This is a genomic window from Umezawaea sp. Da 62-37 (assembly GCF_032460545.1).
Lineage (GTDB): Bacteria > Actinomycetota > Actinomycetes > Mycobacteriales > Pseudonocardiaceae > Umezawaea.
This window is the reverse complement of record NZ_CP135965.1, coordinates 1,773,712-1,799,487: the sequence shown is the minus strand read 5'-3', so window position 1 is coordinate 1,799,487 and position 25,776 is coordinate 1,773,712. Positions and strand designations below refer to the sequence as shown.

Below are 25,776 nucleotides of genomic sequence, written 5' to 3'. Positions count from 1 at the left end.
GGGCTACTCCACGAGGTCGACCACCGGTGCGGTGAGCGGCGGGACGTCGCCGCGCACGATCCGGTCCCACACCGCCGCCGTGCTCCCGAGGCCCGTCGAGACCGGCACGCGGAAGTGCGTCGAAGCCCAGGCCACGACGGACTTCCGGGCCCTGTCCTCGAGGTCGGCGACCACCTGTTCGCCGAACTCGGCGACGAGGTGGACACGCCGGTCGCCGGTGTTGAAGCGCTCGATCGGCGGGCCCACCGGCGTGGCCGGGGGCCGCTCCGACGCGGGCCGCGCGGCGCGGTGGCTCCCGCCCACGGCGATGCTGCGCTTGAGCGACGGGCCGAGGCGGGAGTGGACCGCCGCCGTCACCGACGGCCGCCCCGCCACGTCGAGGTAGAGGACGTCGGACGACGCCGCGATGGTGTCGACGTCGTCGTAGGCGACCACTTCGCGGTACACGCCCGCCTTGCCCGCCGCCTCGACGTGGGGTGCCGAGGTGACGCCGACGACGTCGATGCCGCGCCGGGACAGCAGCAGGCACGTGGTGAGAGCCGTCTTGCTGGTCGCGCTGGACACGACGACCCGGCCGATCCCGATGCCCGCCACCAGGTCGTCGAGCAGGGCCGCGGCCACACCCGGCAGCATCGCCACCTCGACCGCCGAACGGTCGTGGTCCGCCCCCGCGACGGGGGACAGGTCGCGGTAGAGCGGCAGCATCCCCGCGCGCTCGGGTGCCACGGCCCGCAGCCGGTCGCCGTGGCGTTCGGCCCGGACGGAGAAGCGCGTGGCCATCGGCAGGTAGCCCGACCAGCGCGTGCTGGGAGCCGCCAGCCCCGGATCGCCGTCGACCACGACCGCGTGCCCCCACGCCGGCACCCGGCCCCAGCCGGCGGACGAGGCGGGGAACGGCGCCCAGTGCCCGAGTTGGTCCCCGAGCAGGGCGTAGGTGAGGTTGTTGGAGGCCAGCCCGAACCGCTCCACGGCGAGCAGCACCTCGCCGTCGGCCGGTGGCCGCACGGCTTCGTCGACGATCCGCACGTCGTGCGTCGGGTCGTCGCGGCGGACTTCGAACACACGCGCGATGTCGGGTGTCATGCCTTCAGTCTTACTTGCTGGTCGACAAGCAAGTCAAGCGCGGGCGGGTGCCGCCGTCGACACCCGCCCTCCCGGTCACACGCGGGTGGCCCGGATCAGCACCAGCCGCTCCGGGAACAGCACCGGCGCCTGCACGCCCGCCGCGGCCAGCGCCCGGCCGGACGTCGTGACGCCCTCGGGGGTCCACCACCCCAGTTGCACGCCCCAGCGGGCCGCGTTGCCGTCCGGGACGTCGCCGGGCGCCTGCGGGCGGACGTGGTAGACCGCGTCCGGGTCGAGGCCGGGCAGGCGCACGGGACCGGTGGGGTAGAAGGCGGAGGTGGTGACGCAGACGACGGCGAACAGCGCGTCGGAACCGTCCTGGGCGACCACGCCGTGCACCTGGTAGGCGGGGTCGGGGTGGTCGGCGTTCACGGCCCTACCGGTGTGCAGCAGGCCGCGCAGCTCCTTGTACAGCGCCACCCACTCGGTCAGCCGCGCGCGGTCCTCGTCGGAGGCGGCGGTCAGGTCCCACTCGATGCCGAAGTGGCCGAACAGCGCCGTGCCCGCGCGGAAGTCGATCGGGTGGCGGCGGTGCGTGGTGTGCGAGACGCCCGACCCGACGTGCGTGCCCATCAGCTCCAACGGGATGAGCGCGTTGGTCCAGCGCTGGATGCCCTGGCGCTCCAGGGCGTCGATGCAGTCCGACACCCAGACCCGGTCGGTGCGCTGGAGGACGCCGAGGTCGACCCGGCCGCCGCCGGACGAGCACGACTCGATCTCCACACCGGGGTGCTTCGCGCGCAGCTCGTCGAGCAGCCGGTAGAGCGCCAGCGTCTGGCCGTGCACGCCCGCGCGGCCGGTCGGCCGGTGGCCCGCCTCGACCAGGTCCCGGTTGTGGTCCCACTTGAGGTAGGAGATCGGGTAGGTCGACAGCAGGTCGTCGAGCCGCTCGAAGATGTAGGCGAACGCCTCGGGCCGCGCCAGGTCCAGCACCTGCTGCGCGCGGGAGGCCCCCGGCAGCCGGTCGCCGGTCGCCATGATCCAGTCCGGGTGCGCCCTGGCCAGGTCGGAGTCCTCGTTGATCATCTCCGGTTCGACCCACAGCCCGAACTGGAGACCCAGCCCGGTGACGTGGTCGGTCAGCGGCGTCAGGCCGTCCGGCCACACCTCGTCGGACACGTACCAGTCGCCAAGGCCCCGGCGGTCGTCGCGGCGCGACCCGAACCAGCCGTCGTCGAGCACGAACCGCTCGGCGCCGACCGCCGCGGCGGCGTCGGCCAGCTCCTTCAGCCTGCCGAGGTCGTGGTCGAAGTAGACCGCCTCCCAGGTGTTCACCACGACCGGCCGCGGCGTCGACGGGTGCCCCGGCCGCGCCCGCAGGTCGACGTGGAAGCGCTCGGACACCTGGTCGAGGCCGATCCCGTAGGAGCCGTACATCCACGGCGTCCCGTAGCTCCCGCCCGCCGCCAGCACGACCTCGCCGGACAGCAGCAGCTCGCCCGACCCCAGCAGCGACACGGAGTGGAAGGTCCGCTCGGCGAAGGTCCGGTGGTTGCCCGACCACGCCGTGTGCACCGCCCAGACCTCGCCGGACCGGTTGCCGAACGACGGCGTGCCCGCCGCCATCAGATACGCGGAGTCGTACCCGGTGCGCCCGGTGCGGTTCTCGCGCACCCGCAGACCGTGCGTGAACGCGGTCCGCTGCGGGCTGCGTTCACGCAGGTGGCGGCCGGTGAAGTCGAGCAGCTCCACGGCCACCGGCGGTACCGGCAGGGTCAGGTTCACCGCGTCCACCGCGAACGGCGAGTCCCCGGCGTTGGTCAGCACCGCCCGCTGCCGGACCAGCCCGGAGGCGGTCAGCTCGACGGTCAGCTCCAGGGCGAGCCCGGCGCCGGTGTCCTCGGCGCGCGCGGTGACCACGCCGCCGTCCCGCTCCACCTCCACCAGGCGGAACGCCGTGGAGAAGTCCGCGCCCGCGCGGTTGCCGACCAGGCCTGGCGTGCCGAGCCAGCCGGCGGACTGCTCGGGCAGCACGGCCACCGGCACCTGGCCGTCGATCGAGTTGCCGATCGGCTGCGGAGACAGGGCCGAGCGCAGCGCCGCCACGTCGGTGTCCGCGCCGAGGTCGGTTCCCCAGTGCAGCACCCTGGGCAGGGTCCCGCCGGAGAGGTCGAGCACGAGGCTCACGCCCGCCGCGCGCAGGTGCGCGTGGTCGGGCATCGGGGTGAGGGGCATGGTGGGCTACATCCCTGGGGGTCGAGGGGGCCTGGTCATTGACTTACTTTAGTTGCCGACGTAAGAATCGTGCTGTTGGCGAGTCACTTCGTGGAGCGGGGATACGATGATCCACCAGACCTTGCACGACGGCTGGCAGCTGACGGCTGTGTCGGGGGACGTCCCCGCCACCGTGGCGGGCCGGAGCGTGCGGGCGGAGGTGCCCGGCAGCACCCACCTGGACCTGCTGGCCGCCGGGTTGATCGCCGATCCCTACCTCGACCGCGTCGAGGCGGACCTGGTCTGGACGCACCGGGCGGACTGGCGCTACGCGGTCTCGTTCGACGCGGACGCCCCCGGCGCCGACGAGCGGGTCGACCTGGTCTTCGACGGCCTCGACACGGTGGCCACCGTGGAGCTGAACGGGCAGGTCCTCGGCACCACGAAGAACATGCACCGCGGCTACCGCTTCGACGTGCGGGGCCTCCTGCGCGGCGGGGCGAACGAGCTGGTGGTCTCCTTCCGCTCGGCGCTGGCCTACGCCGAGGAGGTCGAGGCGGAGCTGGGCAGGCGCGAGCACGCCTACCCCCACCCGTTCAACATGATCCGCAAGATGGCCTGCTCGTTCGGCTGGGACTGGGGTCCGGACCTGCAGACCGCGGGCATCTGGAAGCCCGTGCGCCTGGAGCGCTGGCGGGCCGCGCGGCTCGCGTCCACCCGCCCGCTGGTGACCGTGGACGCCGACGGCACCGGCCGGGTCGAGGTCCACGTCGACGTCGAGCGCGCCGGGACCGCCGTGCTCGAACTGGTGGCCGCTGTGGACGGCCGGGAGACCCGTGTCCCGATCGACGGCGACACCGGCGTGGCCACCGCGCTCGTGCCGGACGCCGACCTGTGGTGGCCGGTCGGCTACGGCGCACAGCCGCGCTACGACCTGTCCGTGGCGCTGCTGGCCGACGGCGAGGTCGTGGACACCTCCGAGCACCGGATCGGGTTCCGCACGATCACCGTGGACACCGCGCCCGACGAGATCGGCACCCCGTTCACGTTCGTGGTCAACGGGAAGCCCGTCTTCGCCAAGGGCGCCAACTGGATCCCGGACGACCACTTCCTCACCCGGATCACCCGCGACCGGCTGGCCCGCCGGGTCGACCAGGCCGTCGGCGCGAACATGAACCTGCTGCGGATCTGGGGCGGCGGCATCTACGAGACCGACGACTTCTACGACGTGTGCGACGAGCGCGGTGTGCTGGTGTGGCAGGACTTCCCGTTCGCCTGCGGCTCCTACGCCGAGGAGGAGCCGCTGCGGAGCGAGGTCGAGGCCGAGGCACGGGAGAACGTCGCCCGCCTGGTCGCGCACCCGTCGCTGGCGCTGTGGAACGGCAACAACGAGAACCTGTGGGGCTTCGCCGACTGGGGCTGGCCCGAGCAGCTCGAGGGCCGCACGTGGGGCCTGGGGTACTACACCGAACTGCTGCCGTCGATCGTCGCCGAGCTGGACCCGACCCGGCACTACTCGCCCGGCAGTCCGTACAGCCCCGGCGACGTCCACCCCAACGACCCCGACCACGGCACCCGGCACGAGTGGGAGGTGTGGAACCGGATCGACTACGCCCACTACCTCGACCACGTGCCGCGCTTCTGCTCGGAGTTCGGCTTCCAGGGCCCTCCCACGTGGACGACGCTGACCGACTGGGTGCACGACGAGCCGCTCACGCCGACGTCGCCGGGCTTCCTCGGGCACCAGAAGGCCGAGGACGGCAACGGCAAGCTCGACCGAGGCCTGGCCGCGCACCTGCCGGTGCCCGAGGACTTCGCCGACTGGCACTGGGCGACCCAGCTCAACCAGGCGCGCGCGGTGTCGTTCGGGATCGAGCACTTCCGGTCGTGGTGGCCGCGCACCGCGGGCTCGGTGGTGTGGCAGCTCAACGACTGCTGGCCCGCCACCTCGTGGGCCGCCATCGACGGCGACGAGCGCCCCAAGCCGCTCTGGTACGCCCTGAAGCACGCCTACGCGGGGCGGCTGCTGACCGTCCAACCGCGCGACGGGCGTCCGGTCCTGGTCGTGGTGAACGACGAGGACGACGACTGGTCGGGTGAACTCGTGCTGGAGCGGCAGAGCTTCACGGGCGCCGTACTGGCGGCGTCTAGGATCGAATTCGCGGTGCGCGGCCGGTCCACGGCCCTGCTCGACCTGGCCGACCCGCTGGTCACCGCGACCGATCCGGAGGCGGAGGTGCTGGTGGCGACCACGGGCGACGTGCGCGCGGTGCACCTCTTCGCCGAGGACCGCGACCTGTCCTACGACCCCGCCCCGCTGAGCGCGGGCGTCGAGGCCGTGCCGGGCGGCTACCGGGTCGACGTGCGCGCCGCCTCGTTCGCGCGCGACGTCGCGGTGCTGGCCGACCGGGTCGCCCCGGACGCCGTCGTCGAGGAGATGCTGGTGCCGATGCTCGCGGGCGAGTCGCGCTCGTTCCTGGTCCGCACGGAAGCGGTGCTCGACGACCCGTCCGCGCTCGCCGGACCGCTGGTCCTGCGCTGCGCCAACGCGCTCGCCCCGTCCGCGGTCGGGTCCTGAGTGGCGCCCCCGTCCGAACAGGACAGCGTGGGAGCGGTGGGTCTGGTGCTGGCCCGCCCGCCCCGGCTGCTCGGCGCCGAACCGTTCTTCATGGAGTTCATCGCGGGCATCGAGGAACGGCTCAGCGAACGCGGGCTGTCGGTGCTGCTGCACGTGGTGGCCACGCACGACGCCGAGATCGCGGCCTACCGCCGGTGGGCGGCGAGCCGACTGGTCGACGCGGTGCTGCTGGTCAACCGGACCTCCGAGGACCCGAGGCTGGCCGTGCTGCGCGAGGTCGGGCTGCCCGCGGTCGTCATCGGCGAGCCGTCGGCGGACCTGCCGGTGCCCGCCGTGCGCACCGACAACGCCGGACCGGTGGAGGAGGCGCTCGCGCACCTGCTCGACCTGGGCCACCGGCGGATCGCGCGGATCAGCGGCCCCCACGCCCTGCTGCACACCCGTGCCCGCACGGACGCGCTCCTGGCCGGGTGCCGGGCCGTCGGGATCGAGCCGGTGGTGCTGGAGGGCGACTACTCCGAGGAGTCCGGCGCCAAGCTCACCACCGCGCTGCTGGGCGGCGAGCACCCGCCGACCGCGATCCTCTACGACAACGACGTGATGGCCGTCGCCGGGCTGAACGCGGCCAAGGAACTCGGCGTCGCCGTGCCGGAGCGGCTCAGCCTGGTCGCCTGGGACGACTCCACGCTGTGCAGGCTCGCCTCGCCCGCGCTGACCACGATGAGCGTGGACGTGCACCAGTTCGGAACATCGGTCGCCGACTCGGTGCTGGAGCTGATCGACGGCCACACCGTCGTCGAGCGCTGGTCGCCGACCGCGACGCTCGTCCACCGGGGGAGCAGTGCTCCCGCGCCGAACCACCGAGGAGAACCGTGACCCACGTCGCCGCGGACACGCGCTACGACGACATGCCCTACCGCCGGGTCGGCCGCAGCGGGCTGAAGCTGCCGGCGGTGTCCTTGGGGCTGTGGCACAACTTCGGCGACGACGACCGGACCACCGACATCCAGCGGGCCGTGCTGCGCCGGGCGTTCGACCTCGGCGTGACGCACTTCGACCTGGCGAACAACTACGGCCCGCCGCCCGGCTCGGCCGAGGAGAACTTCGGCAGGCACTTCCGCCGCGACCTGCGCCCGTACCGCGACGAGCTGGTGATCTCGACCAAGGCCGGCTACCACATGTGGCCGGGCCCGTACGGCGAGTGGGGATCGCGCAAGTCCGTGCTGTCCTCTTTGGACAGGTCGTTGGGTCGGATGGGCCTGGAGCACGTGGACGTCTTCTACTCCCACCGCCCGGACCCGGACACCCCGGTCGAGGAGACGATGGGCGCGCTGGACACCGCGGTGCGCCAGGGCAAGGCGCTCTACGCGGGCATCTCCAACTACTCGCCGGAGCAGACCGTCGCCGCCGCGCGGGCGTTGGCCGACCTCGGCACCCCGCTGCTGATCCACCAGCCGTCGTACTCGATGGTGAACCGGTGGGTCGAGGACGGGCTGCTGGACACCCTGGACTCGCTCGGCGTCGGCTCGATCGTGTTCTCGCCGCTGGCGCAGGGCCTGCTCACCGACCGGTACCTCAAGGGCGTCCCCGAGGACTCCCGCGCGGCGTCGGCCAGCCCGTTCCTCAACTCGGACCGCCTCACCGAGGACGCGCTGGCGAAGGTGTCGGCGCTCGACGACATCGCGAAGCGGCGTGATCAGACGCTGGCCCAGATGGCCATCGCCTGGGTGCTCCGCGGCGGTCGGGTGACCTCCGCCCTGGTCGGCGCCAGCAGCGTCGCGCAGTTGGAGGACACCGTGGCGGCGACCCGGAACCTCGAGTTCGACGACGACGAGCTGGCCGAGATCGAGAACGTGCTCTGACGACGGGGGACACCCGTCGGCGTTCGGGACGGTGTTGTCGACCGGAATGAACTTAACCGGTTAACTCCACTGTCCCTCCCCATGGTGAGGTGAGCTGCATGCCGCGGAACCCCGATCTCGCGCTCGCCGTCGACGTGGGTGGCACGAAACTCGCGACCGCACTGGTCGAGGCCGACGGGACGGTGACCCACCGCCGCTCCGCCGCCACTCCGCAGGGGGACGCCGACACGGTCTGGCGGGCGCTCGCCGACCAGGTGCGCGACCTCGTCGCGGTCGCCGGGACCGCGCTGACCGGTGTCGGCATCGCCAGCGCCGCACCGATGGACGTGCGCACCGGCACGGTCAGCCCGGTCAACATCCCCGGCTGGCGCGGTTTCCCGCTGGTGGAGCGGGTCGCCGCGCTGGTGCCCGGCCTGCCGGTGCGGCTGGCCGGGGACGCGGTGTGCATGGCGCTGGCCGAGTACCACCACGGCGCGGGCCGGGGGAGTGACGCGCTGCTGGGCATGGTCGTGTCCACCGGCATCGGCGGCGGGTTCGTGTTCGACGGCCGCGCCCACCTCGGCGCGGCGGGCAACGCCGGGCACGTCGGCCACTTCGTGCTCGACCCCGACGGACCGCTGTGCCCGTGCGGCGCGCGCGGCTGCTCGGAGGCCATCGCCAGCGGGCCGTCGATGGTCCGCTGGGCGCTGTCCCAGGGGTGGCTGCCGGTCGGGACCGCCGACGGCCTGTCGTTGGCCGCTTCCGCCCACGAGGGCGACCGGGTCGCGCTGGCCGCGTTCCACCGGTCCGGCGAGGCGGTCGCACGGGTCATCACCGTGGCCGCGGCGCTGTGCGAGGTCGACCGGGTCGTCGTCGGGGGCGGCGTCGCGCAGGCGTGGGACCTGCTCGGCCCGGCCATCGCCGACTCGCTCGACGGATGGCCGGGCCTGGACTTCATGCGGCGGGTCGACGTGCTGCCCGCCCTGCTCGGCGTGGACGCGGGCCTGGTCGGCGCGGCCGCGCTCGTCAGGGCGCCAGGGTCGCCCGCAGGTGGCGGAGTTGTCGCTCCACGTGAGCCCGCGGCACCGAGTGCGTGGTGAACGGGAACACCGCGATGTCCTTGGTCGCCTTGATCTCGTTGTAGGCCGCGTACACCGTCGACGGCGGGCACACGTCGTCCATCAGCCCCGTGCTGAGCAGGCTGTTCGCCGTGATCCGGCGGGCCAGCAGCGCGCCGTCGACGTACCGCAGCGTGTCCAGCGCGGAGTCCACGAGGTCGATGTTCTGGGCGAGGAACTCGGCGATCTCGCTGTAGGGGGCCTTGCCGGTGAGCGTGACCGCGCGCTGGAAGTCGCACAGGAACGGCACGTCGGCGTGGCACACCTTGACCAGGTCGCCGCTCAGCGCGGCCGCCGCGAGCGAGAGCCCGCCGCCCTGGCTGACGCCGTTGACCGCGATCCGGTCGCGGTCCACCCCGTCCAGTTCCGCCGCCACCTCCACCGCGCGGGCCGCGTCGACCATCAGCCGCGTGTAGTAGTAGGTCTCCGGCGACTGGATGCCCTTGGTCATCACACCGGGGAACGACGGGCCCGCCAGCGCGGCGCCGGGGTCGCCGGTGGCGCCGACCGACCACTTCCCGCCCTGGCCGCGGGTGTCCATCACGAACTGCGCGAACCCCGCGCTGGGCAGCAGCGTGTGCTCGGCGGGCAGTCCGCGGCCACCGCCGTAGCCGATGAACGTCACCACCGTCGGCAGCGGGGTGTCACCGCTTCCCGGCGGTCGGAGGTACCAGGCGCGGATCGGGTCGCCGTCCGCGCCGGAGAACTCCACGTCCATCACGGGTAGCGGCCCGTACGCCTCGGGCTCGTGCGGCGTGAGCGTCGTCGGCTTCGCCGCCGCGCGCGCCGCGTCGAGCCGCGCGCCCCACCACTTGTCGAGATCGGCGGGTTCTTCGGTCGTCGTCCGGTACTCGCGCAGCTTCTCGGCGGGCAGATCGAACCACGGCAAGGTGTACCCCCTGGTGCTCAACCGGTTGATCGCTTCGGACCCTACCGCGCGCGCCTGCGTGTGGACCGGTCGTCCACGACTACACTCCCCGTGATCAACAACGAGGGGGAGCGGGTGCGGGAGAAGCGGCCGACCATCTCGGACATCGCGAAAGCGGCCGGGGTGTCCACCGGCGCGGTGTCGTACGCGCTCAACGGACGGCCCGGCGTGTCCGACGCGACGCGCAAGCGGGTCGTGGAGATCGCCGACCGGCTCGGCTGGGTGCCCAGCAGCGCCGCCCGCTCGCTGTCGGACGGCCGGGCCAACGCCATCGGCCTGGTGATCGACCGGCCCGCCCGCGAACTCGGGGTCGAACCGTTCTTCGTGCAGCTCATCGCCGGGATCCAGGACGCGCTCGCCGACGGGCCGACCGCGCTGCTGCTCCAGGTCACCGACGACGCCACCGCCGAACTGGAGGCCTACCGCCGCTGGTGGGCGGGACGTCGGGTGGACGGCGTGCTGCTGGCCGACCTGCGCGACGACGACCGGCGCGTCAACCTCATCCGCGAACTCGGGCTGCCGACCGTCGTGCTGGCCGAACCCGTGCTGCCGGACCTGCCGTGCGTGTGGACCGACGACGAGTCGGCGGTGGCCGAGGTCGTCGAGTACCTGGCGGCGCTGGGGCACCGCCGCATCGTGCGGGTGGCCGGGCCGACGACGTTCGTGCACACCCAGATCCGGTCGAACGCGTTCACCGCCGCCGCGGCTCGGCTCGGCCTGGGCGAGGCGCGGGTCGTGCACGCCGACTACTCCGACGAGGTCGCCGCGCGGGTCACCCGCCGGGTGTTGACCAGCGCCGAGCCGCCGACCGCGATGGTGTTCGACAACGACGTGATGGCCGTGTCCGCCCTGGCCGTCGCCCACGAACTCGGCATCCCGGTGCCCGACCGGCTGTCGCTGGTGGCGTGGGACGACTCCGCGCTGTGCAGCCTCGTGCGCCCCGCGCTGACCGCCGTGCGCCGCCCGATCGCCGAACGCGGCGCCACCGCCGTGCGGCTGCTGCTCGACGTGATCGGCGGCGGCGAGGCCGTCCACGTGAAGACCTCGGACCCGGAACTGGTACCGAGGTCGAGCACCGGACCGGCTCCGAGACCCTGACCCCCTTGTCGGTTGTGCTATTAACCGGTTAACTCAAGAAGAACGAATCAACCTGCCGGAATTCGCTCAACGGGAAGCGCACCCTGCCCTTCCCGTGCTCAAGCGATGGAGGGTTGTTCATGAAGTCCTTCTTGGCCTCCCTGCTGGCCGTGCTCCTGCTCTGCGCGATCCCGGCGACCGCGTCGTCGTCGACCGCCCAACCCGCCGCCGGTCCGTCGGCCGCCGCGGCGACCAGGATCATGGCCCTCGGCGACTCGATCACCGGCTCACCGGGCTGTTGGCGGGCGCTGCTGTGGCAGCACCTGCAGAACTCCGGCCTCACCAACACCGACTTCGTCGGCACGCTGCCCGCGCAGGGCTGCGGATTCACCTACGACGGCGAGAACGAGGGCCACGGCGGCTTCCTCGCGACCCGGATCGCCGACGAGAACCAGCTGCCCGGCTGGCTCTCGTCCACCAAGCCCGACATCGTCCTGATGCACCTGGGCACCAACGACGTGTGGAACAACATCGCCCCGGCCACCATCCTGGCCGCGTTCACCAAGCTCCTCGGCCAGATGCGCGCCAGCAACCCGGACACGAAGGTGCTGGTCGCCAAGATCATCCCGATGAACCCCTCCGGCTGCGCCGACTGCGGCCAACGGGTCATCGCCCTCAACAACGCCATCCCCGGCTGGGCCGGCGCCAACACCACGGCCAGGTCACCCATCACCGTCGTCGACCAGTGGACCGGCTTCAACACCGCGACCGACACCTACGACGGCGTCCACCCCAACGACACCGCGGGCATCCAGAAACTCGAAAGCCGCTGGTACCCGCCCCTGGCCGCCATGCTCACCAGCACCCCCACCCCCACCGGCGCCACCCTGGTCGGCACCCAGTCCGGCCGCTGCCTGGACGTCACCTCCGCGGGCGCCACCCAGCTCTACGACTGCAACGGCGCCACCACCCAGCAGTGGACGGCCACCACCGCACGTGAACTGCGCACCTCCACCGGCAAGTGCCTGGACGCCACCGGCACGGCCGCGGGCGCCAACCTGCAACTGGCGACCTGCACCGGCCAAACCAACCAGCAGTGGACCCTCGGCACCGACGGCGCCCTCAAGGGCACCCAGTCCAACCTCTGCCTGGACGCCTACGGCCAGGGCACCGCGAACGGCACCCGCGTAGTCCTGTGGACCTGCAACAGCCAAACCAACCAGAAGTGGACCCGCAGGTAGGAGCAAACGGGCCGCGCAAGCACAGGACCAAGCAAACGCGCCGCGCAAGCACAGGACCAAGCAAACGCGCCGAGCAAGCACGGGACCGAGCAAGCACGGGACCGAGCAAGCTGGCCGCGCAAGCACGGGACCGAGCAAGCTGGCCGCGCAAGCACGGGACCGAGCAACTGGGCCGCGCAAGCACGGGACCGAGCAACTGGGCCGCGCAAGCACGGGACCGAGCAAACTGGCTGATTGAGCACGGGACCGAGCGCGCCCGCTTCTTGTGCGGCCGATTTGACTTGGGGTTTTTGGCCCTACACTCGCTCAGCGGGCAGGCTTTTCACCCCTGCCCCTTTTGGGCCCGCAGGGCCAAAAAGAGGGGCCCCAAGTCAAATCGGCCGCACCCGGAGCACATGGGCACCGATGCCCCGTTTTGAGGGACAAGCCCATCAAGCTCTTACCAACCCACCACCCCCTCACCCCCACGGCACCCCCGACAACAACGACGTCCGAGCCGTCAAAGCCACCGCCTCCAACCGCGAATGCACCCCCAACTTCGCCAACAACGACTGCACATGCGTCCGAACAGTCGTCGTCGACACCGACATCCGCTCCGCCATCGCCCCAGTCGTGAACCCCTGCACCAACAACCCCAGGCACTCCCACTCCCGCCGAGTCAGGTGCGAGGCCAGCTGACGGACTTCCGCCGCCTCATCGCTCACCCCGCGCCCGACCCCGACGATCCGCGCCAGCTCCTGGTCCAACGCCCGAAGGCGTTCAGCCGTCGGAGCGGGCAACGCCGGATCCGCCCCCAGACTCCCCACCAGGTCCGACACGCTCGCCAGCGCGTCGTCCAACGCGTGCACGATCTCCGCGTTGCGCTGGTCCTCCTCCCGCCGACCCGCCTCGTGCCTGTCCGCCGTCCGTCTTCGATCGCGTGAACGGTCCACCGGCACCCCTAGCGTCACGCGGCCGCGGCATTCCACGCCACGTCGCTCCCCCTGGTATTCGAAGCGACCCCCCTTCGCGTTTCACTTGGGGAGCGCTTCGACGATGACGTTGTCCAGGTAGCTGTGCGCGGCCGTGTCGAGCTTCCCGCCGCAGGTCACCAGGCGGAGCACGGGTGTGGGCAGCGGCGCGTACACCAGATCGGTCGGGAAGGCGGTCTTCGCGACCCGGATGCTGGACTCGACGACGAACGAGGCGGTGCTGCCGTCTTCCCGGTCGACCATGACCTCGTCGCCGGGCTTGAGGTCGGCGAGGCGGAAGAACACGGCGGGGCCCGCGTGGGAGTCGATGTGCCCGGCCAGCAGGGCGGGGCCGATCGCGCCGGGGGCGGGGCCGTCGGTGAACCAGCCGGTCTCGTCCGGGGCGCTGGGCGGCACGAGGGCGCCGGTCCCGTCGACGCCGACGTCCACGATCGGGCTGTCGACGCCGATGGCGGGGATCCGCAGGCGCACGGGGGCGGCGGCGGTCGACGGGTCCTGCTCGGCGGGGCCGGTGGCCCAGCTGGGTTCGAGCCTGGTCGCGGCCACGGGCACCGCGCTCCCGGCCACGACGTCGTCGACGGCGATCCGGGACAGCGCGATCGTGGACGCGGCGACGACCACCGCGCCCGCCACACCGGCGGTGCGGCGCAGGTCCTGGCGCGGTGGTCGTCGCAAGCGGTGCCGACCTGTCATCCCGTCCTGCGGCGTCGGCGCACCGCCAGCACGAGCGCTCCACCCGCGGCGGCGGCCACGGCCAGCATGGCGAGCGGCAGCGGCGCCACGCCCGAGGCGCCCGAGGCGGTAGCGCCCCCACCCGCCTCGATGGCGCCCGTCGGCACGACCTCGGCGCCCTTGGCGTCCTGCCGGGCCACGGCGGAGAGCACGCCGCCGTGTTCGAGCACCAGCACGCTGTAGACGGAGCCCGCCTCGAGCTTGATCGGCAGCTCGGTGTTCGTGCCCTGCTGCGGAGCCAGCTTCAGCACCGTGTCACCGGCGGGGATCAGCTCGTAGGCGCCGGGCTGGCCGAAGACCGCGTGCTCCACCTTCGTCGGGTCGCCGATCCGGCTCACCGACAGGTCGCCCGCGAGCGGGGCGGCGTTGACCACGCGCATGCGAGCCTGGCCCGCGGGCGGCAGGCCGATGTCGTCGTCGAGCACCTTGAGCGAGAGGTCGGCGAACTTGCCGAGGCCCGCGACGGTGTAGGCCTTGCCGTCGGAGCCGTCGATCGTCGCCGAGATGACCGGCTTGCTGGCCGGGTCCGCGCCCGCGGGCCGCATCGCGACGGTGTACGTGCCCGTCTCGATGCGCTGGTAGTCCGACAGGGCGCCGTAGCCGACGCCCTTGATCGTCACCGACCAGTCGGGTCTGGAGAACGCGGTCACCGTGACGTCCACCGACGGCGTGTCCGGGGACAGGTGCGCGAGCCGCAGGTAGCAGCCCCCGGCGGCCTGGGCCGGAACGGGAACCGCGAGCAGGGCGAACAGCACGCCGACAACCGCCACCGACGTCCGGCGCGTCGATCGGATCGATCCCATGGCTCTACCAACCCTTCGCAAAGCTGATCACTTCGATGTCCGGTCTTGCAGCGGTGGCAGCCGCCACCCGATCGCCACCCCGTTGGGGACCACCTGGACCTCGTCGGGGGCGAACGGCGGCTGCTGCGCCCTGAGCCAGTCGACCAACGAGGTCGTGGACTTCTCGTCCGCGGTGGACAGGACGAGGTTGCGGTCCGGCAGGGTGGAACCCTTCTCGTGCGCGGGTTTCCCGGTGGAGACCACGGTCACGTCCTGCGCCCGGCACAGTTCGGCCACCACGGCCATCGCCCGCAGGTCGACCTGCCCGGCGCGCAACGCCGTCCGCACGTCCTCGGTCGTGTGCAGCCGCGCGTTCTCCGCGAGCTGCCCACCCGCGGCGGCCCGTTCGTTCGACGACAGGTAGCCGACGTCGCGGCGGGGGAGCACGACGACGAGGCTGTCCGGTTCCGCCTGCGCGGAACCGAAGCGGACCAGGTCCACCCCGGCCACCGAGGTCGGTCCGACGACGGCGACGAGGTCGTTCGGGTCCGCGGGCCCGGATCCGGCGGGCCGCACCGCGTTCGCCGGGAGCCCCGCCCTGGCCCGGTCGCGCTGGAGGTCCGACCAGAGGCCCGCCGGCGCGGCGAGGCCGGTGTCGCCGTCGAGGTTCTTCGCCATCCACTCGGCGAGCCCGACGTGGTCGACGGCCCGCCCGCCGCGGGGCGCGAGCACGATCCCCGCCGCCGAGCCGGCGACCGCCAGCGCGGCGGCCAACCCGCCCGCGACCCACCTGACCCGCGCGGGTGTGGCCTGCGGGAACCGCCCGACGGACTCGTCGACCACCAGCGCCACGAGGGTAGCGGCGGTCAGCACGAGCACGGGCAGCACCGCGTCGGCACCGGGCGCTCCCACGGCCACCAGCAGGGCGCCCGCCCCGGTGGCGACCGCGACCGGCCGCAGCCAGGCGATCAGCAGCCCCGCCACCACGGCGGCGGCGACCACGGCCAGCAGCAGCACGCGCTGGTCGTCACCCAGCACGACCTGCGACGACGTCGGCGCCAGCAGTCCGGCGCGCAGGCACACCAGCGCGATCCCGCCGGTCACCGCGAGCGTGCCGAGCGCCGTCCACACCCTGGTGAACGGTCCGCGCGCGGCCAGCGCGAACCACACGGCGGCCCCGATGCCCGCCGGCAGCACCAGCACCGGCGCGGTGGCCAGCGCGATCAGCGCCGCGGCCATCCCGACGGGCACCCACCGGCCGTCGTGGCGGTGGACCGTGGCCAGCCCGGCGGCCGCGGCGAGCGCGGTCCACGCCGCCGCGTTCACCCCCGGACCGACCGGTGTCAGCACCGCGACCACCGGACCGCTGACCACGAGCATGAGCACGGCCACCGTCATCACCAGCGGCCGGATCCGCAGCAGCGCGGCGACCACGGCCAGCGCCACCAGCATCACGACCACCGCCACCACGGACATCTCGCGGGCGCTCGTCAGCGTGCTCGCCTGCCTGCCGAACGCGCCGGTCAGCGTCGCGTAGGCGTCGAGCTGGAGGCCGAAGACCCGCAACGAGCCGTCGACCGGGGGCGCGCCGAGCCCGACCACCTTGGCGAACGTCGCGTCCACCAGGCCGGGTTCGACGGGGGTCGCGGGCAGCGTGGCGGTGGTCAGCGCGACCCGGACGGCGAGCACCGCGGCCGAGCCGACCAGGATGAACCAGGCCAACACGGAGGCGGGCCGCACCTTGCGAGCGGGTCGGTCGGCCGAAGCCGACCGGCCCACCCGTTCCGCCCGGTCCCCGTCGACCGGGTGGTCGGAGGGCTCCGCGTCGAACCGGAGCCACTCGGTCGCCGACGGGTGGCCGAACGCCCCGCGCAGGACGGTCGCCGCGTCCAGCACCCGCAGCACCGGGAACAGCAGGCCAGGCAGCAGGTAGGAGGGCTTGCGCCGGGCGAGCACCACGATCAGCGTGAGCAGGTAGTCGGGCACCAGCAGTGCCGCCGGGAACGCGAACGGCGACACCGGGACCAGACCGGGCACGGCGGCCACCACGATCGCGACCGGGGCGAGCAGCAGCGCGAACGACGTGAGCGCCAACTCGACCGTCTGGACGGCAAGGCCCGGATCGCGCCGGAGGTCGTGGCCGCGCACACCGTGCCAGAACCCGTTGGCCCACAGGAAGAGCCGTCGACGGTGGTCGCGCAGCCGGGTCGGCTCGGCGGGCGCGGCGCGGGCGGCCGGGCTGAACGCCACCGTGCCGAACTTCTCCCGGTAGATCCGCAGCGTCGTGTCGAAGTCGTCGACGGCCAGGCCGGAGGAGTGGATGTCGATCTCCCACAGCGCGCTGGTCCGGTAGACCCGGCCGACGCTGGGCACCACGCGGGCCACGTTCATCGGCGTCCCGCCGCGCCGCCACTGCCGGAGTCCCTCCGCCAGGGCGTGGTCGCGGGCGCGGTAGGCCGACAGCAGCCGTGCGACAAAACCGCGCGGCTCCGGACGCAGGTCCTGGTCCAGCCGCCCGTCGACGGCCACCACGGCCTGGTCGTCGAACAGCGGCAGCACCGCGTCGAGGTAGTCGGCGCTCAGCACGGTGTCGGCGTCGAGCAGGATCACGAACTCGAACCGGTCCACCAGCCGGAACGCCTGGATCCCCGCGTCGAACGCGCCGGACCGGCCCAGCCTGCCCATCGTCTCGGCCACCTGCGCGCCGGTCGCGCGGGCGACCTCGGCCGTGCGGTCGGTGGAGTCGTCGGACACGAGGTGGACGTTGGCGGGCGGTACCAGCCGCGCGGCGGCCTCCAGCGCGGGGCCGACGAGGTGCTCCTGGTCGTGCGCGGCGATGAGAACGGCGACGTCCCTCGCGTCCGACCGGAACGGGCTGTCGGACACCACGGGCACGCGCTTGGGCGGGCGCACGAGCGCCACCGCTCCGGACAGGGTGAGCGAGACGCCGAGCACCAGCAGCACGAGCAGCAGCACAACGATCACGGGCGGTGCTCCGGCGGGCAGTCGTCGGCATCGGGTGGGCGCAGGCGTTCCACCGGGGCAACTGTGCAGGAGGGGCGTTCGGATGTACTCATGCAGATGCACGAGAAAGGCTTACGGGAGTGACCAGATGGGTCTACTGCGAGTAGAGCCAGCCTCGTGGTGCTCTCACGGATGGCGTAATCGTCACTCGAAAGTGGAATATCCCGTGCGTGAAATACCCGGACATGGTGAAGACCCGTGCTCGTTGGTGAACACGGGTCTTCGCGGTGGGAGTGGTGCGCTCAGCTCTTGAAGACGTCCTTGACCTTCTCGGCCGCCTGCTTGAGGTTGCCCTTGGCCTGGTCGCTGTGGCCCTGGGCCTCCAGCTCCTCGTCGTCGGTCGCGCGACCGACGGTCTCCTTCGCCTTGCCCTTGAGCTCGTCGGCCTTCGCGTCGATCTTGTCGTCAGTACCCATATCGGGTGGATGCCCTCGTCTTCCCGACCCCAAACCGGAGTGCCCCGCGGGATTCGGGGTACCTGACCGCGTGTGGACACCACTGCTGCACGTGAATCCCTTTGGCTCGAAGCGATGCCGGCCAGGGCTCGCCCGACCTTGCGCGGCACGCAAGCTTTCGACGTGGCGGTGGTGGGCGGCGGGATAGCGGGCCTCACGACCGCCCTCCTGCTCAAGCGGCAGGGGCTCTCGGTCGCCGTGGTCGAGGCAGGCAGAGTCGGAAGCGGGGCCTCGGGCAACAACACGGCCAAGGTCACCGCGCTCCAGTCCACTGTGTACTCCAAGATCGTCGCCAGGCACGACACCGCGGTCGCCCGCACCTACGCCCGTGCGAGCGCGGCGGGTGTGGAGCTGATCGCGGACCTCGTGCGTGAACTGGGCATCGACTGCGGGTTCCGCCGCGCCCCCGCGTTCACCTACGCCTACACCCCCGACGAGGTCGGCGCCGTCGAGGACGAGCTGGCGGCCACCCGCGCGGCGGGCCTGCCCGTCACCGCCGACGCCGGGCTCGACGTCCCGTTCACCGTCCACGCCGCCGTGCGGCTCGACGACCAGATCGCGCTGCACCCGCTGCGCTACGTGCTCGGCCTGGCCGACGCGGTCGACGGCGACGGGTCCGCGGTGTTCGAGCACAGCCGCGTCGAACGCCTCCAGGACGGCGACCCGTGCCGCGTGCACACCGCCGACGGCGTGGTCTCCGCGGGCCGGGTCGTGGTCGCCACGCACTACCCGGTGTTCGACCGCGGCCTGTACTTCGCCCGGCTGGAGGCGACCCGGTCCTACGGCATCGCGGTGACCCTCGCCTCGGGCGAGCCGCCCACCGGGCTCGCGATCAGCGCGGGCTCGCCGTCGTGGTCGCTCAGCGCGTACGACGGCAAGCTGATCGTGTGCGGTCAGGCGCACCCGGCGGGGGACCGCCCCGACCACCCGTACGAGAAGCTGGAGGCGTTCGCCCGCGAGCACTGGGACGTCGACCGGGTCGCGAACCGCTGGTCCGCCCAGGACCCCAGCTCCTACGACCAGCTGCCCATGATCGGCGGCTACCTGCCCGGCTCGGACCGGCTCCAGGTGGCCACCGGGTTCATGAAGTGGGGCCTGGCCACCGGCACGTTCGCCGCCCGGATTCTGGCCGACGCCGTCGCGGGGCAGGAGAACCCGTGGGCTTCGACGTTCAACCCGCACCGGGTGTCGCTCAAGTCGCTGCCGGACCTGCTGAAGATGAACGCCTCCACCGGCCTCGACCTGGTGGGCGACCGGATCAGGCCTGCCGACGCGTCGTCCAGCGAGCACCTGCCCGCCGGGCAGGCCCACGTCGTGCGCGACGGGCTGGGCAAGATGGGCGTCTACCGCGACCACGACGGCGGGCTGCACGGCGTGTCGATGCGCTGCACGCACCTCGGCTGCCTGGTGGCGTTCAACGACGCCGAGACCAGCTGGGACTGCCCGTGCCACGGGTCCAGGTTCGACGTCGACGGCAACGTCCTGGAGGGACCGGCCACCAAACCGCTGCCGCGCCGCGCGCCCAAGTAGGTGACCTCGAAGGGGCCGTCCACAGTGGAATCGCGATTCGGCGCCGCGCCACGGGGTATCCGATCCCCATGGTGAGCATCGGATATTTCCTGTCGTGCGAGGAGTTCGGGCCGCGAGAACTGGTCCGCCAGGCGAGGCTCGCGGAGGAGGCGGGGTTCGAGCGGCTGTGGATCTCCGACCACTTCCACCCGTGGAACGGCGAACAGGGGCAGAGCCCGTTCGTGTGGTCGGTGATCGGCGCGCTCTCGGAGGCGACGACCCTCCCGATCACCACCGCAGTCACCTGTCCGACCGTGCGCATCCACCCCGCGATCGTCGCCCAGGCCGCCGCCACCGCCGCGGTGCAGTGCGAAGGCCGGTTCACGCTCGGCGTCGGCTCGGGCGAAGCGCTCAACGAGCACATCCTCGGTGACGGCTGGCCGCCCGCCCCGATCCGGCTGGAGATGCTGGAGGAGGCCGTCGAGGTCATCCGCGCGCTGCACACCGGCGAGGAGGTCGACCACCACGGCAAGCACTACACCGTCGAGAACGCCCGCCTCTACACGCTGCCCGAGCAGCCCGTGCCGATCTACGTCTCGGCGTTCGCCCCGAAGTCGGCGGAACTGGCGGCCCGCATCGGCGACGGGTTCTGCAGCACCATGCCCGACGCCGAGCTGATCGGGAAGTACCGCGCCGCGGGCGGCAAGGGCCCCGCGCAGGGCGGGTTCAAGGTCTGCCACGCGCCCACCGAGCGCGAGGGCGTCCAGACGGCCCACCGGCTCTGGGCGAACGAGCAGCTGCCCGGTGAACTGGCGCAGGTGCTGCCGACGCCGAAGCACTTCGAGCAGGCGTCCACGCTGGTCACCGAGGACATGGTGGCCGAGGCCCTGCCCACCGGCCCCGACCCGAAGCGCTACCTGGAGAGCCTGCGCCAGTACGCCGACGCGGGCTACGACGAGGTCTACGTGCAGCAGATCGGTCCCGGTCAGGACGGGTTCTTCGACTTCTGGCGGAACGAGGTCGCACCGGGGGTGTGACCACCGGGCACGTCGCCGCGGACATGTGCCACGGTGATCACGGCCAGGACGCTGCGCACCAGGACGGGGACCGCCCCGCGGGCATGACGACCCGCGGGGCGGTTCCGTTCTCGCCTACGCCGTGAGCAGGCTCAGGCCGTAGACCCTGAGGATCTCGTTGACCGGCTGGAACCACGTGCGGCCACCGGCGCTGCAGTTGCCGTAGCCGCCGGAGGTGACGCCCTGGGCCTGGTCACCGGTGATGAACGAGCCGCCGGAGTCGCCGCCCTCGGCGCACACGCTGGTGCCGACCATCTCGTAGACCGCGCCCTGCGCGTAGTTGATCGTCTCGTTGCGGCCCTGGATCACGCCGCAGTGCCAGTGCGTGGTCGACCCGGAGCGGCACACCGAGGTGCCGACCGGGGCTTCCCACGACCCGCGGACGAGGGCGTCGCTGACGGTGCCCCAGCCCAGCACGACGGGCGCGTTCCACCAGCCGCCGCTGGTGCGGACGAACGCGTAGTCGTTGCCGGGGAAGGACGAGCCCGCGAAGTTTCCCTGGTAGGAGCGGTCCCAGCCGTACGCGACACCGTCACCGGCGGCGCAGTGGCCCGCCGTGACGTAGCCGCCGGCGACCGAGAAGCCGATCGAACAGCGGTACGGGCCGACGTAGTAAGGGTCGCCGCCGACCGTGCCCGCGGCGAACGTCCGCGGAGCCTGGACGCCCTTGGTGTTCACCGTGACGGGACCGGCCGCGCGGGCCTTGTCCAGGAACGCGCTGACGTCGGCGCCCTCCTGGACGTCGACCACGACGCTGTTGGTGCGCGGGTCCACGCGCCAGGCGCTGACGCCGGACGGGACGGAGCCCGCCTTGGACAGCGCGTCGAGCCGCAGGCGGGTGGAGTCCAGCTTGGCCATCGTGTGGGTGGCCGCGGTGGTCTCGGCGCCGGTCGAGCGCACCGCCGAGGCCTTCGACGAGTCGGTCAGGGCGACGACGAGCTTGCCCTTGTCGGCGTCGAACCAGGTGCCCGCGAACGCGTCACCGGCGGCCTGCTGGGCCTTCGGCGCGACCTGCGTGGCGACCGATTCGCGAGCGAGTCTGTTCCGCGCCTGCTGGTCGGTCAGGCCCAGGTCCTGCTTCATGGCGGCGACCATGTCCGGTGCGACCGAGGGGGCGGCGAGGGTGGTGGGCGCGAGGCCCACCGACGCTCCCACGGCGAGCAGCGCGGTGAGACCCAGTCGGGTCAACGCTCGTTGTCGCATGGATGTACTCCGTTCGTCTGTGCACAGGGAGTCGCGGTGACGAGGGCTTGGGGGCTCGGCACCGCGGAGTCGGGCGCAGCTCCGCCGCAGGAGGGTGGAGCTCGGCGAGGTCGACCGTCGTTCGAGTGCGACGGCCTCCCACCACGGGTTAGGGATGAGAGCGCTTCCATACAACGAGCGTCCCGCTCCCCGGCAACCCGGCATTCCCGACACGGCCACTGTCCCAACGGCGAGCGCTGAGGTCAATCCGTCAGCGCCCATAACCTTCTGTGATGTCCTGTGGCTGTCCACTTCCGCGCTATCCACTGTGGAACGGACCGCCGGTGGGGCGAGTGGAACCCGTCCGGTCGGGGTAACCCGCGTCCCATGAGCGCGCGAGTGGGAGGAAGACGGCCCGAAGGGGTCGATGACGCGACCGTCGAGGCCGTGGGCGCGTTGACCGAGGCGTTCGAGACCGCGGAACGCGCGCGCGGGAGGCTGTTCGACTTCCACCAGCTCAGCGGCAGCGCCGACGCGAAGGCGGGACACGCCGCCGAGCTGCTCCGGAAGGCGGGCCACGCGGGCTTGGCCGATGCTCTGGAGGAGGAGCTGGTCGGCCGCAACGTCGTGCCCGGCCGGTGGACCTTCCAGCTCGTCGAGGAGTACGAGGACGGGTACCACCAGGCGTTCCGCGACTGGGAGCGCCGGGTCCGCGACCAGCTCGTCGGCGGTGCCCGGCACGTGGCCGAAGCCGAGATGAAGGAGCGCAACACCACCCCCGGCGCGCCGGGGCAACGACTCGACCCGTCCGACTGAACCCGAGCAGCAGAGGAGTACCAGTGGTCAACGTGGAACGGACCTTCACCGTCACCCGGCCCGTCGAGGTCGTCGTGGACTACCTCAAGGACTTCGGCCACGCCGAGCAGTGGGATCCCGGCACCGTGTCGTGCACCCGCGTCGACACCGGACCCATCGGCGTCGGGTCGCAGTGGCACAACGTCTCCGAGTTCAAGGGCAAGGAGACCAGGCTGGCCTACCGGCTGGAGCGGCTGGAGGACCGGCGGCTGACGTTCGTGGGGGACAACAAGACCGCGACCTCGACCGACGACATCACCCTCGCCCCGGTCGACGGCGGCACCGAGATCACCTACCACGCGCACATCGTGTTCCACGGCCTCGCGAAGGTCGCCGACCCGTTCCTGAAGTCGGAGTTCGAGATGCTGGGCGACGCGACGGCGAAGTCCATGACGGAGGCGATCGAGTCGCTCCCGGCGACCTCGGGGAACGCCTGACGCACGTCGGACGTGCCCTGCGGGTAAAATGGCGGGATGAGAATGGCGGGTGTGGTCGACAGCGCTCGGGGGTTCGGGCCGCACGACCACGTCTGCTGGTCATTCGACGACCCCGCCGAGTTCGTCGCGCGCAGTGTCGAGTTCCTGGCCGAAGGGCTCGAACTGGGCCAGCGGGTCTGCTACGTCGCGCCCAAGCCGGTCGAGGAGCTGATCGCCGACCTCAGTGGACTGCCGGACGTCGAGCGCGCCCTGCGCATCGGTTCGTTGCAGGTCATGAGCCTGGACGAGCGGTACCGGACCGACGAGGCCGTGGAGCCGGAGCAGCAGGTCCGCGCGTACGCCGAGGCGACGGAGGCCGCGCTGGCCGACGGGTTCGGCGGGCTGCGGGTCGCCGCGGACGTCACCCCGCTCGTCGGGTCGGCGGCCCAGATCGACGCGTTCTGCGCGTACGAACCCCTCGTCAACCGGTTCACCGCGACCAGGCCGTACAGCGCGCTGTGCGGGTACGACCGCGGCGTGCTGGGCGCGGACGTGGTGGCGGAGATCGCCTGCCTGCACCCTGCGGCGAGCACGGGCGCCACCCCGTTCTGGCTCTACGCCGAGTCGGACGACTCCATGGTGCTGGGCGGCGAGCTGGACTTCCGGGGCCGTGAACTGCTGCCGACGGCGCTGGGCAGGACCCGGCCGCGATCGGGTGGCGAACTCGTCGTGGACGTGGCGGGTCTGACGTTCACCGACCACCACGGACTGTTCGCCCTGTTCGACTTCGCCCGGCGCGACGGCGGCTCGCTGACGCTGCGCGGGCTGCGCGCGGGTCCCGCCCGGCTGCTGGGGCTCCTGGACATCGTGGACGTGAGGGTGGAGGCGTGCTCATGAGATCGGGAGCGGCGCACGGGCACGTGGGCTACTTCCACGAGACCGCGTTCTACGGCTCCGACGAGGAGTTCGTGTCGCTCGTGGTCCCGTTCGTGCGGGATGGGCTGGAAGCCGGGGAACCGACGGTCGTGGCCTGCTCGTACGACAACGAGAAGCTCGTGCGCGAAGCCGTGGGCGACGTCTCCGGGATCGACTTCCTGCCCGGTGCGGACCAGTACTCGAGGCCCACGAGCGCGATCAAGAGGTTCCGGGACAAGTTCGCGTCGCTCTCCGGTACCGGCGCTCCCCAGATCAGGGTGATCGGGGACGTGCCGCATCCCGGCACCGGGGCGCCGTGGGACTGGTGGGCGCGGTACGAGGCGGCGGTCAACCGGGCTTTCGACGAGTTCCAGCTGTGGGGGTTGTGCCCGTACGACACCCGGACCACCCCTGCCGAGGTGCTGGCCGATGTGGAGCGCACGCACCCGGTGATCGCCTCGGCCGACGGCAGGCACGTCCGGAACAGCCGGTTCGTGCGGCCGGAGGAGTTCTTCGTCAACCGCGGCAGGCCGCGGCCCGACGTCCTGGAGCAGCGGTCGCCCTCGCTCCTGCTGATCGACCCGTCGCCGTCGGCCGTGCGCCGGGCTGTCCGCGACGCCGCCGCCGCGACGACGGTGTCGGCGTCCGAGGTGGACGATCTCGTGTTCGCCGCCAGCGAGGCCGTCACCAACGGGTTGACGCACGGGTGCGCGCCCGTCCGGTTCCGGTTGTGGGCCGACGCGGACCACCTCGTGCTGACCGTGACCGACGGCGGCAGCGGCCCGGTCGACCCCACGGTGGGGCTGGTGCCCACGACCAAGACCGCGACCGCGGGGCTGGGGTTGTGGTTGACCTACCAGACGTGCAGCTACGTGACGTTGGACCGGCATGACGACGGGTTCACCGTGCGCGTCGTGGCCGGGCCGCCGCGGTTGGCGGACTGAGCCTCCGGGACTCGCCGGACCGGGTTCAGGCGTTCACGCCCCCGTCGACGGTGATCGCGGTGCCGGTGATGTGGCGTCCGCCGGGGCCCGCGAGGAAGGCGACGGTGTTGGCGACGTCGTCGGGCTCGCCGTAGCGGCCGAGGGGTGTGCGGCTGATGGCGGCGGCCGCGCGCGGCCCGTCGGACGGGTTGGCGTCGGTGTTGGTGGGGCCCGGCTGGACGACCACGGCGGTGATGTCGCGGGGGCCGAGGTCGCGGGCCAGGGCCTTGGTCATGCCGATGAGCGCGGACTTGCCTGCGGCGTACAGGGTGGCGCCCGGCCAGGGGATGCGGTCGGCGACGTTGCTGCCGATGGTGATGACGCGACCGCCGCCGGTCATGTGCCCGACGGCCGCCTGGATCGCCACGAGCACGGCGCGGACGTTGACCGCGAGCGTGCGGTCGATGTCGGCGACGGTCAGTTCACCGAGCGGGCCGCGGACGACGATGCCCGCGTTGTTGACCAGCACGTCGAGGCCGCCGAGGGTGTCGACGGTCGTCGTGACGGCGGCGATGACGGCGTCGGGGTCCTCGCTGTCGGCCCGGATGGCGACCGCCCGGCGGCCGAGCGCCTCGATTCGGCTGACGACATCGGCGGCCGCCCGCTCGGACGAGACGTAGGTCAGGGCCACGTCGGCGCCGTCCTGTGCGAGGCGCAGTGCGATGGCCGCGCCGATGCCCCTGCTTCCTCCGGTCACCAGCGCGGTCTTGCCGTCGAGTGGGAGCACGACACCTCAATTCTGTAGTGGTTGGCACAGAATTGCGGTGGGTACAGTCGCGTGTCAACGACTTCTGTGTCGATCGACAGAGAAAGG

General features: G+C 72.4%; 22 protein-coding genes. 12 read left to right on the top strand and 10 right to left on the bottom strand.

Annotation, left to right across the window (positions count from 1 at the left end; translation table 11 throughout):
* Positions 1-3: 3 nt before the first annotated feature.
* On the bottom strand, positions 4-1,083 hold the full coding sequence (locus RM788_RS07675) for a DUF2855 family protein (protein WP_315930832.1): 1,080 nt from the start codon (positions 1,081-1,083) through the stop codon (positions 4-6).
* Positions 1,084-1,158: 75 nt separating this feature from the next.
* Positions 1,159-3,300 carry an alpha-galactosidase gene (locus RM788_RS07670; RefSeq protein ID WP_315930831.1) on the bottom strand — a complete coding sequence of 714 codons (2,142 nt, stop codon included), beginning with the start codon at positions 3,298-3,300 and terminating at the stop codon, positions 1,159-1,161.
* 106 nt (positions 3,301-3,406) lie between these two features.
* Here RM788_RS07670 and RM788_RS07665 point away from each other — a divergent pair, with 106 nt between their 5' ends.
* From RM788_RS07665 to RM788_RS07650, 4 genes are all read left to right on the top strand, one after another.
* The gene (locus RM788_RS07665) at positions 3,407-5,857 is read left to right on the top strand and encodes a glycoside hydrolase family 2 protein (protein ID WP_315930830.1); all 2,451 of its coding nucleotides are present in this window, start codon (positions 3,407-3,409) and stop codon (positions 5,855-5,857) included.
* Positions 5,858-5,893: 36 nt separating this feature from the next.
* Positions 5,894-6,733, top strand: coding sequence for a LacI family DNA-binding transcriptional regulator (locus tag RM788_RS07660; RefSeq protein WP_315930829.1), 840 nt, complete (start codon positions 5,894-5,896; stop codon positions 6,731-6,733).
* Positions 6,730-7,719, top strand: a complete 990-nt coding sequence (locus RM788_RS07655; RefSeq protein WP_315930828.1) for an aldo/keto reductase — start codon at positions 6,730-6,732, stop codon at positions 7,717-7,719. Before RM788_RS07660 ends, RM788_RS07655 begins: the two co-directional genes overlap by 4 nt.
* A 98-nt stretch (positions 7,720-7,817) precedes the next feature.
* The gene (locus RM788_RS07650; RefSeq protein WP_315930827.1) at positions 7,818-8,798 is read left to right on the top strand and encodes an ROK family protein; all 981 of its coding nucleotides are present in this window, start codon (positions 7,818-7,820) and stop codon (positions 8,796-8,798) included.
* On the opposite strand, the gene RM788_RS07645 is transcribed toward RM788_RS07650, so the two are convergent.
* Positions 8,725-9,705, bottom strand: a complete 981-nt coding sequence (locus RM788_RS07645; RefSeq protein WP_315930826.1) for an acetylxylan esterase — start codon at positions 9,703-9,705, stop codon at positions 8,725-8,727. The genes RM788_RS07650 and RM788_RS07645 overlap by 74 nt on opposite strands.
* 90 nt (positions 9,706-9,795) lie before the next feature.
* Here RM788_RS07645 and RM788_RS07640 point away from each other — a divergent pair, with 90 nt between their 5' ends.
* Positions 9,796-10,842: a LacI family DNA-binding transcriptional regulator gene (locus RM788_RS07640; RefSeq protein ID WP_315930825.1), complete on the top strand. Its 1,047-nt coding sequence runs from the start codon at positions 9,796-9,798 to the stop codon at positions 10,840-10,842.
* 119 nt (positions 10,843-10,961) lie between these two features.
* Positions 10,962-12,062 (top strand): ricin-type beta-trefoil lectin domain protein, encoded by a 1,101-nt coding sequence (locus RM788_RS07635; protein ID WP_315930824.1) that lies wholly within the window; start codon positions 10,962-10,964, stop codon positions 12,060-12,062.
* Positions 12,063-12,520: 458 nt separating this feature from the next.
* Here RM788_RS07635 and RM788_RS07630 read toward each other — a convergent pair whose 3' ends face one another.
* From RM788_RS07630 to RM788_RS07610, 5 genes are all read right to left on the bottom strand, one after another.
* The gene (locus RM788_RS07630; protein WP_315930823.1) at positions 12,521-12,994 is read right to left on the bottom strand and encodes a helix-turn-helix transcriptional regulator; all 474 of its coding nucleotides are present in this window, start codon (positions 12,992-12,994) and stop codon (positions 12,521-12,523) included.
* Between the two features lie 81 nt (positions 12,995-13,075).
* The gene (locus tag RM788_RS07625) at positions 13,076-13,708 is read right to left on the bottom strand and encodes a class F sortase (protein WP_315930822.1); all 633 of its coding nucleotides are present in this window, start codon (positions 13,706-13,708) and stop codon (positions 13,076-13,078) included.
* Between the two features lie 14 nt (positions 13,709-13,722).
* Positions 13,723-14,568 carry a DUF4397 domain-containing protein gene (locus RM788_RS07620; protein WP_315930821.1) on the bottom strand — a complete coding sequence of 282 codons (846 nt, stop codon included), beginning with the start codon at positions 14,566-14,568 and terminating at the stop codon, positions 13,723-13,725.
* Between the two features lie 27 nt (positions 14,569-14,595).
* The gene (locus RM788_RS07615; protein WP_315930820.1) at positions 14,596-17,532 is read right to left on the bottom strand and encodes a glycosyltransferase family 2 protein; all 2,937 of its coding nucleotides are present in this window, start codon (positions 17,530-17,532) and stop codon (positions 14,596-14,598) included.
* A 281-nt stretch (positions 17,533-17,813) separates the two neighbouring features.
* The gene (locus RM788_RS07610) at positions 17,814-17,987 is read right to left on the bottom strand and encodes a CsbD family protein (protein WP_315930819.1); all 174 of its coding nucleotides are present in this window, start codon (positions 17,985-17,987) and stop codon (positions 17,814-17,816) included.
* A gap of 162 nt (positions 17,988-18,149) precedes the next feature.
* On the opposite strand from RM788_RS07610, the gene RM788_RS07605 reads away from it, so the two are divergent.
* Positions 18,150-19,556 (top strand): FAD-dependent oxidoreductase, encoded by a 1,407-nt coding sequence (locus RM788_RS07605; RefSeq protein WP_315930818.1) that lies wholly within the window; start codon positions 18,150-18,152, stop codon positions 19,554-19,556.
* 68 nt (positions 19,557-19,624) lie between these two features.
* Entirely contained in the window at positions 19,625-20,572 is a 948-nt protein-coding gene (locus RM788_RS07600; protein WP_315930817.1) for a TIGR03557 family F420-dependent LLM class oxidoreductase, read from the top strand.
* 114 nt (positions 20,573-20,686) lie between these two features.
* Here the strand turns inward: RM788_RS07600 and RM788_RS07595 are convergent, their stop codons facing one another.
* A complete protein-coding gene (locus RM788_RS07595; RefSeq protein ID WP_315930816.1) occupies positions 20,687-21,814 on the bottom strand; it encodes a S1 family peptidase in 1,128 nt (375 codons plus the stop codon).
* A 366-nt stretch (positions 21,815-22,180) separates the two neighbouring features.
* Here RM788_RS07595 and RM788_RS07590 point away from each other — a divergent pair, with 366 nt between their 5' ends.
* The 4 genes from RM788_RS07590 to RM788_RS07575 are packed head-to-tail and all read left to right on the top strand — an operon-like array spanning position 22,181 to position 24,923.
* Positions 22,181-22,609: a hypothetical protein gene (locus RM788_RS07590; RefSeq protein WP_315930815.1), complete on the top strand. Its 429-nt coding sequence runs from the start codon at positions 22,181-22,183 to the stop codon at positions 22,607-22,609.
* A gap of 23 nt (positions 22,610-22,632) precedes the next feature.
* Positions 22,633-23,085 carry an SRPBCC family protein gene (locus tag RM788_RS07585; RefSeq protein ID WP_315930814.1) on the top strand — a complete coding sequence of 151 codons (453 nt, stop codon included), beginning with the start codon at positions 22,633-22,635 and terminating at the stop codon, positions 23,083-23,085.
* Positions 23,086-23,121: 36 nt separating this feature from the next.
* On the top strand, positions 23,122-23,961 hold the full coding sequence (locus RM788_RS07580) for an MEDS and STAS domain-containing protein (RefSeq protein WP_315930813.1): 840 nt from the start codon (positions 23,122-23,124) through the stop codon (positions 23,959-23,961).
* Positions 23,958-24,923 (top strand): anti-sigma factor RsbA family regulatory protein, encoded by a 966-nt coding sequence (locus RM788_RS07575; protein WP_315930812.1) that lies wholly within the window; start codon positions 23,958-23,960, stop codon positions 24,921-24,923. The genes RM788_RS07580 and RM788_RS07575 overlap by 4 nt, the downstream gene beginning before the upstream one ends.
* A gap of 25 nt (positions 24,924-24,948) precedes the next feature.
* Here RM788_RS07575 and RM788_RS07570 read toward each other — a convergent pair whose 3' ends face one another.
* Positions 24,949-25,689: a 3-oxoacyl-ACP reductase family protein gene (locus RM788_RS07570; RefSeq protein WP_315930811.1), complete on the bottom strand. Its 741-nt coding sequence runs from the start codon at positions 25,687-25,689 to the stop codon at positions 24,949-24,951.
* Positions 25,690-25,776 lie beyond the last annotated feature (87 nt).

What these genes read in the sequence shown, in the direction of transcription:
- RM788_RS07675 (WP_315930832.1), bottom strand. Translation starts at nt 1,083, where the DNA reads ATGACACCCGACATCGCGCGTGTGTTCGAAGTCCGCCGCGACGACCCG.
- RM788_RS07670 (WP_315930831.1), bottom strand. Translation starts at nt 3,300, where the DNA reads ATGCCCCTCACCCCGATGCCCGACCACGCGCACCTGCGCGCGGCGGGC.
- RM788_RS07665 (WP_315930830.1), top strand. Translation starts at nt 3,407, where the DNA reads ATGATCCACCAGACCTTGCACGACGGCTGGCAGCTGACGGCTGTGTCG.
- RM788_RS07650 (WP_315930827.1), top strand. Translation starts at nt 7,818, where the DNA reads ATGCCGCGGAACCCCGATCTCGCGCTCGCCGTCGACGTGGGTGGCACG.
- RM788_RS07635 (WP_315930824.1), top strand. Translation starts at nt 10,962, where the DNA reads ATGAAGTCCTTCTTGGCCTCCCTGCTGGCCGTGCTCCTGCTCTGCGCG.
- RM788_RS07620 (WP_315930821.1), bottom strand. Translation starts at nt 14,568, where the DNA reads ATGGGATCGATCCGATCGACGCGCCGGACGTCGGTGGCGGTTGTCGGC.
- RM788_RS07610 (WP_315930819.1), bottom strand. Translation starts at nt 17,987, where the DNA reads ATGGGTACTGACGACAAGATCGACGCGAAGGCCGACGAGCTCAAGGGC.
- RM788_RS07600 (WP_315930817.1), top strand. Translation starts at nt 19,625, where the DNA reads ATGGTGAGCATCGGATATTTCCTGTCGTGCGAGGAGTTCGGGCCGCGA.
- RM788_RS07595 (WP_315930816.1), bottom strand. Translation starts at nt 21,814, where the DNA reads ATGCGACAACGAGCGTTGACCCGACTGGGTCTCACCGCGCTGCTCGCC.
- RM788_RS07590 (WP_315930815.1), top strand. Translation starts at nt 22,181, where the DNA reads ATGAGCGCGCGAGTGGGAGGAAGACGGCCCGAAGGGGTCGATGACGCG.
- RM788_RS07580 (WP_315930813.1), top strand. Translation starts at nt 23,122, where the DNA reads ATGAGAATGGCGGGTGTGGTCGACAGCGCTCGGGGGTTCGGGCCGCAC.
- RM788_RS07575 (WP_315930812.1), top strand. Translation starts at nt 23,958, where the DNA reads ATGAGATCGGGAGCGGCGCACGGGCACGTGGGCTACTTCCACGAGACC.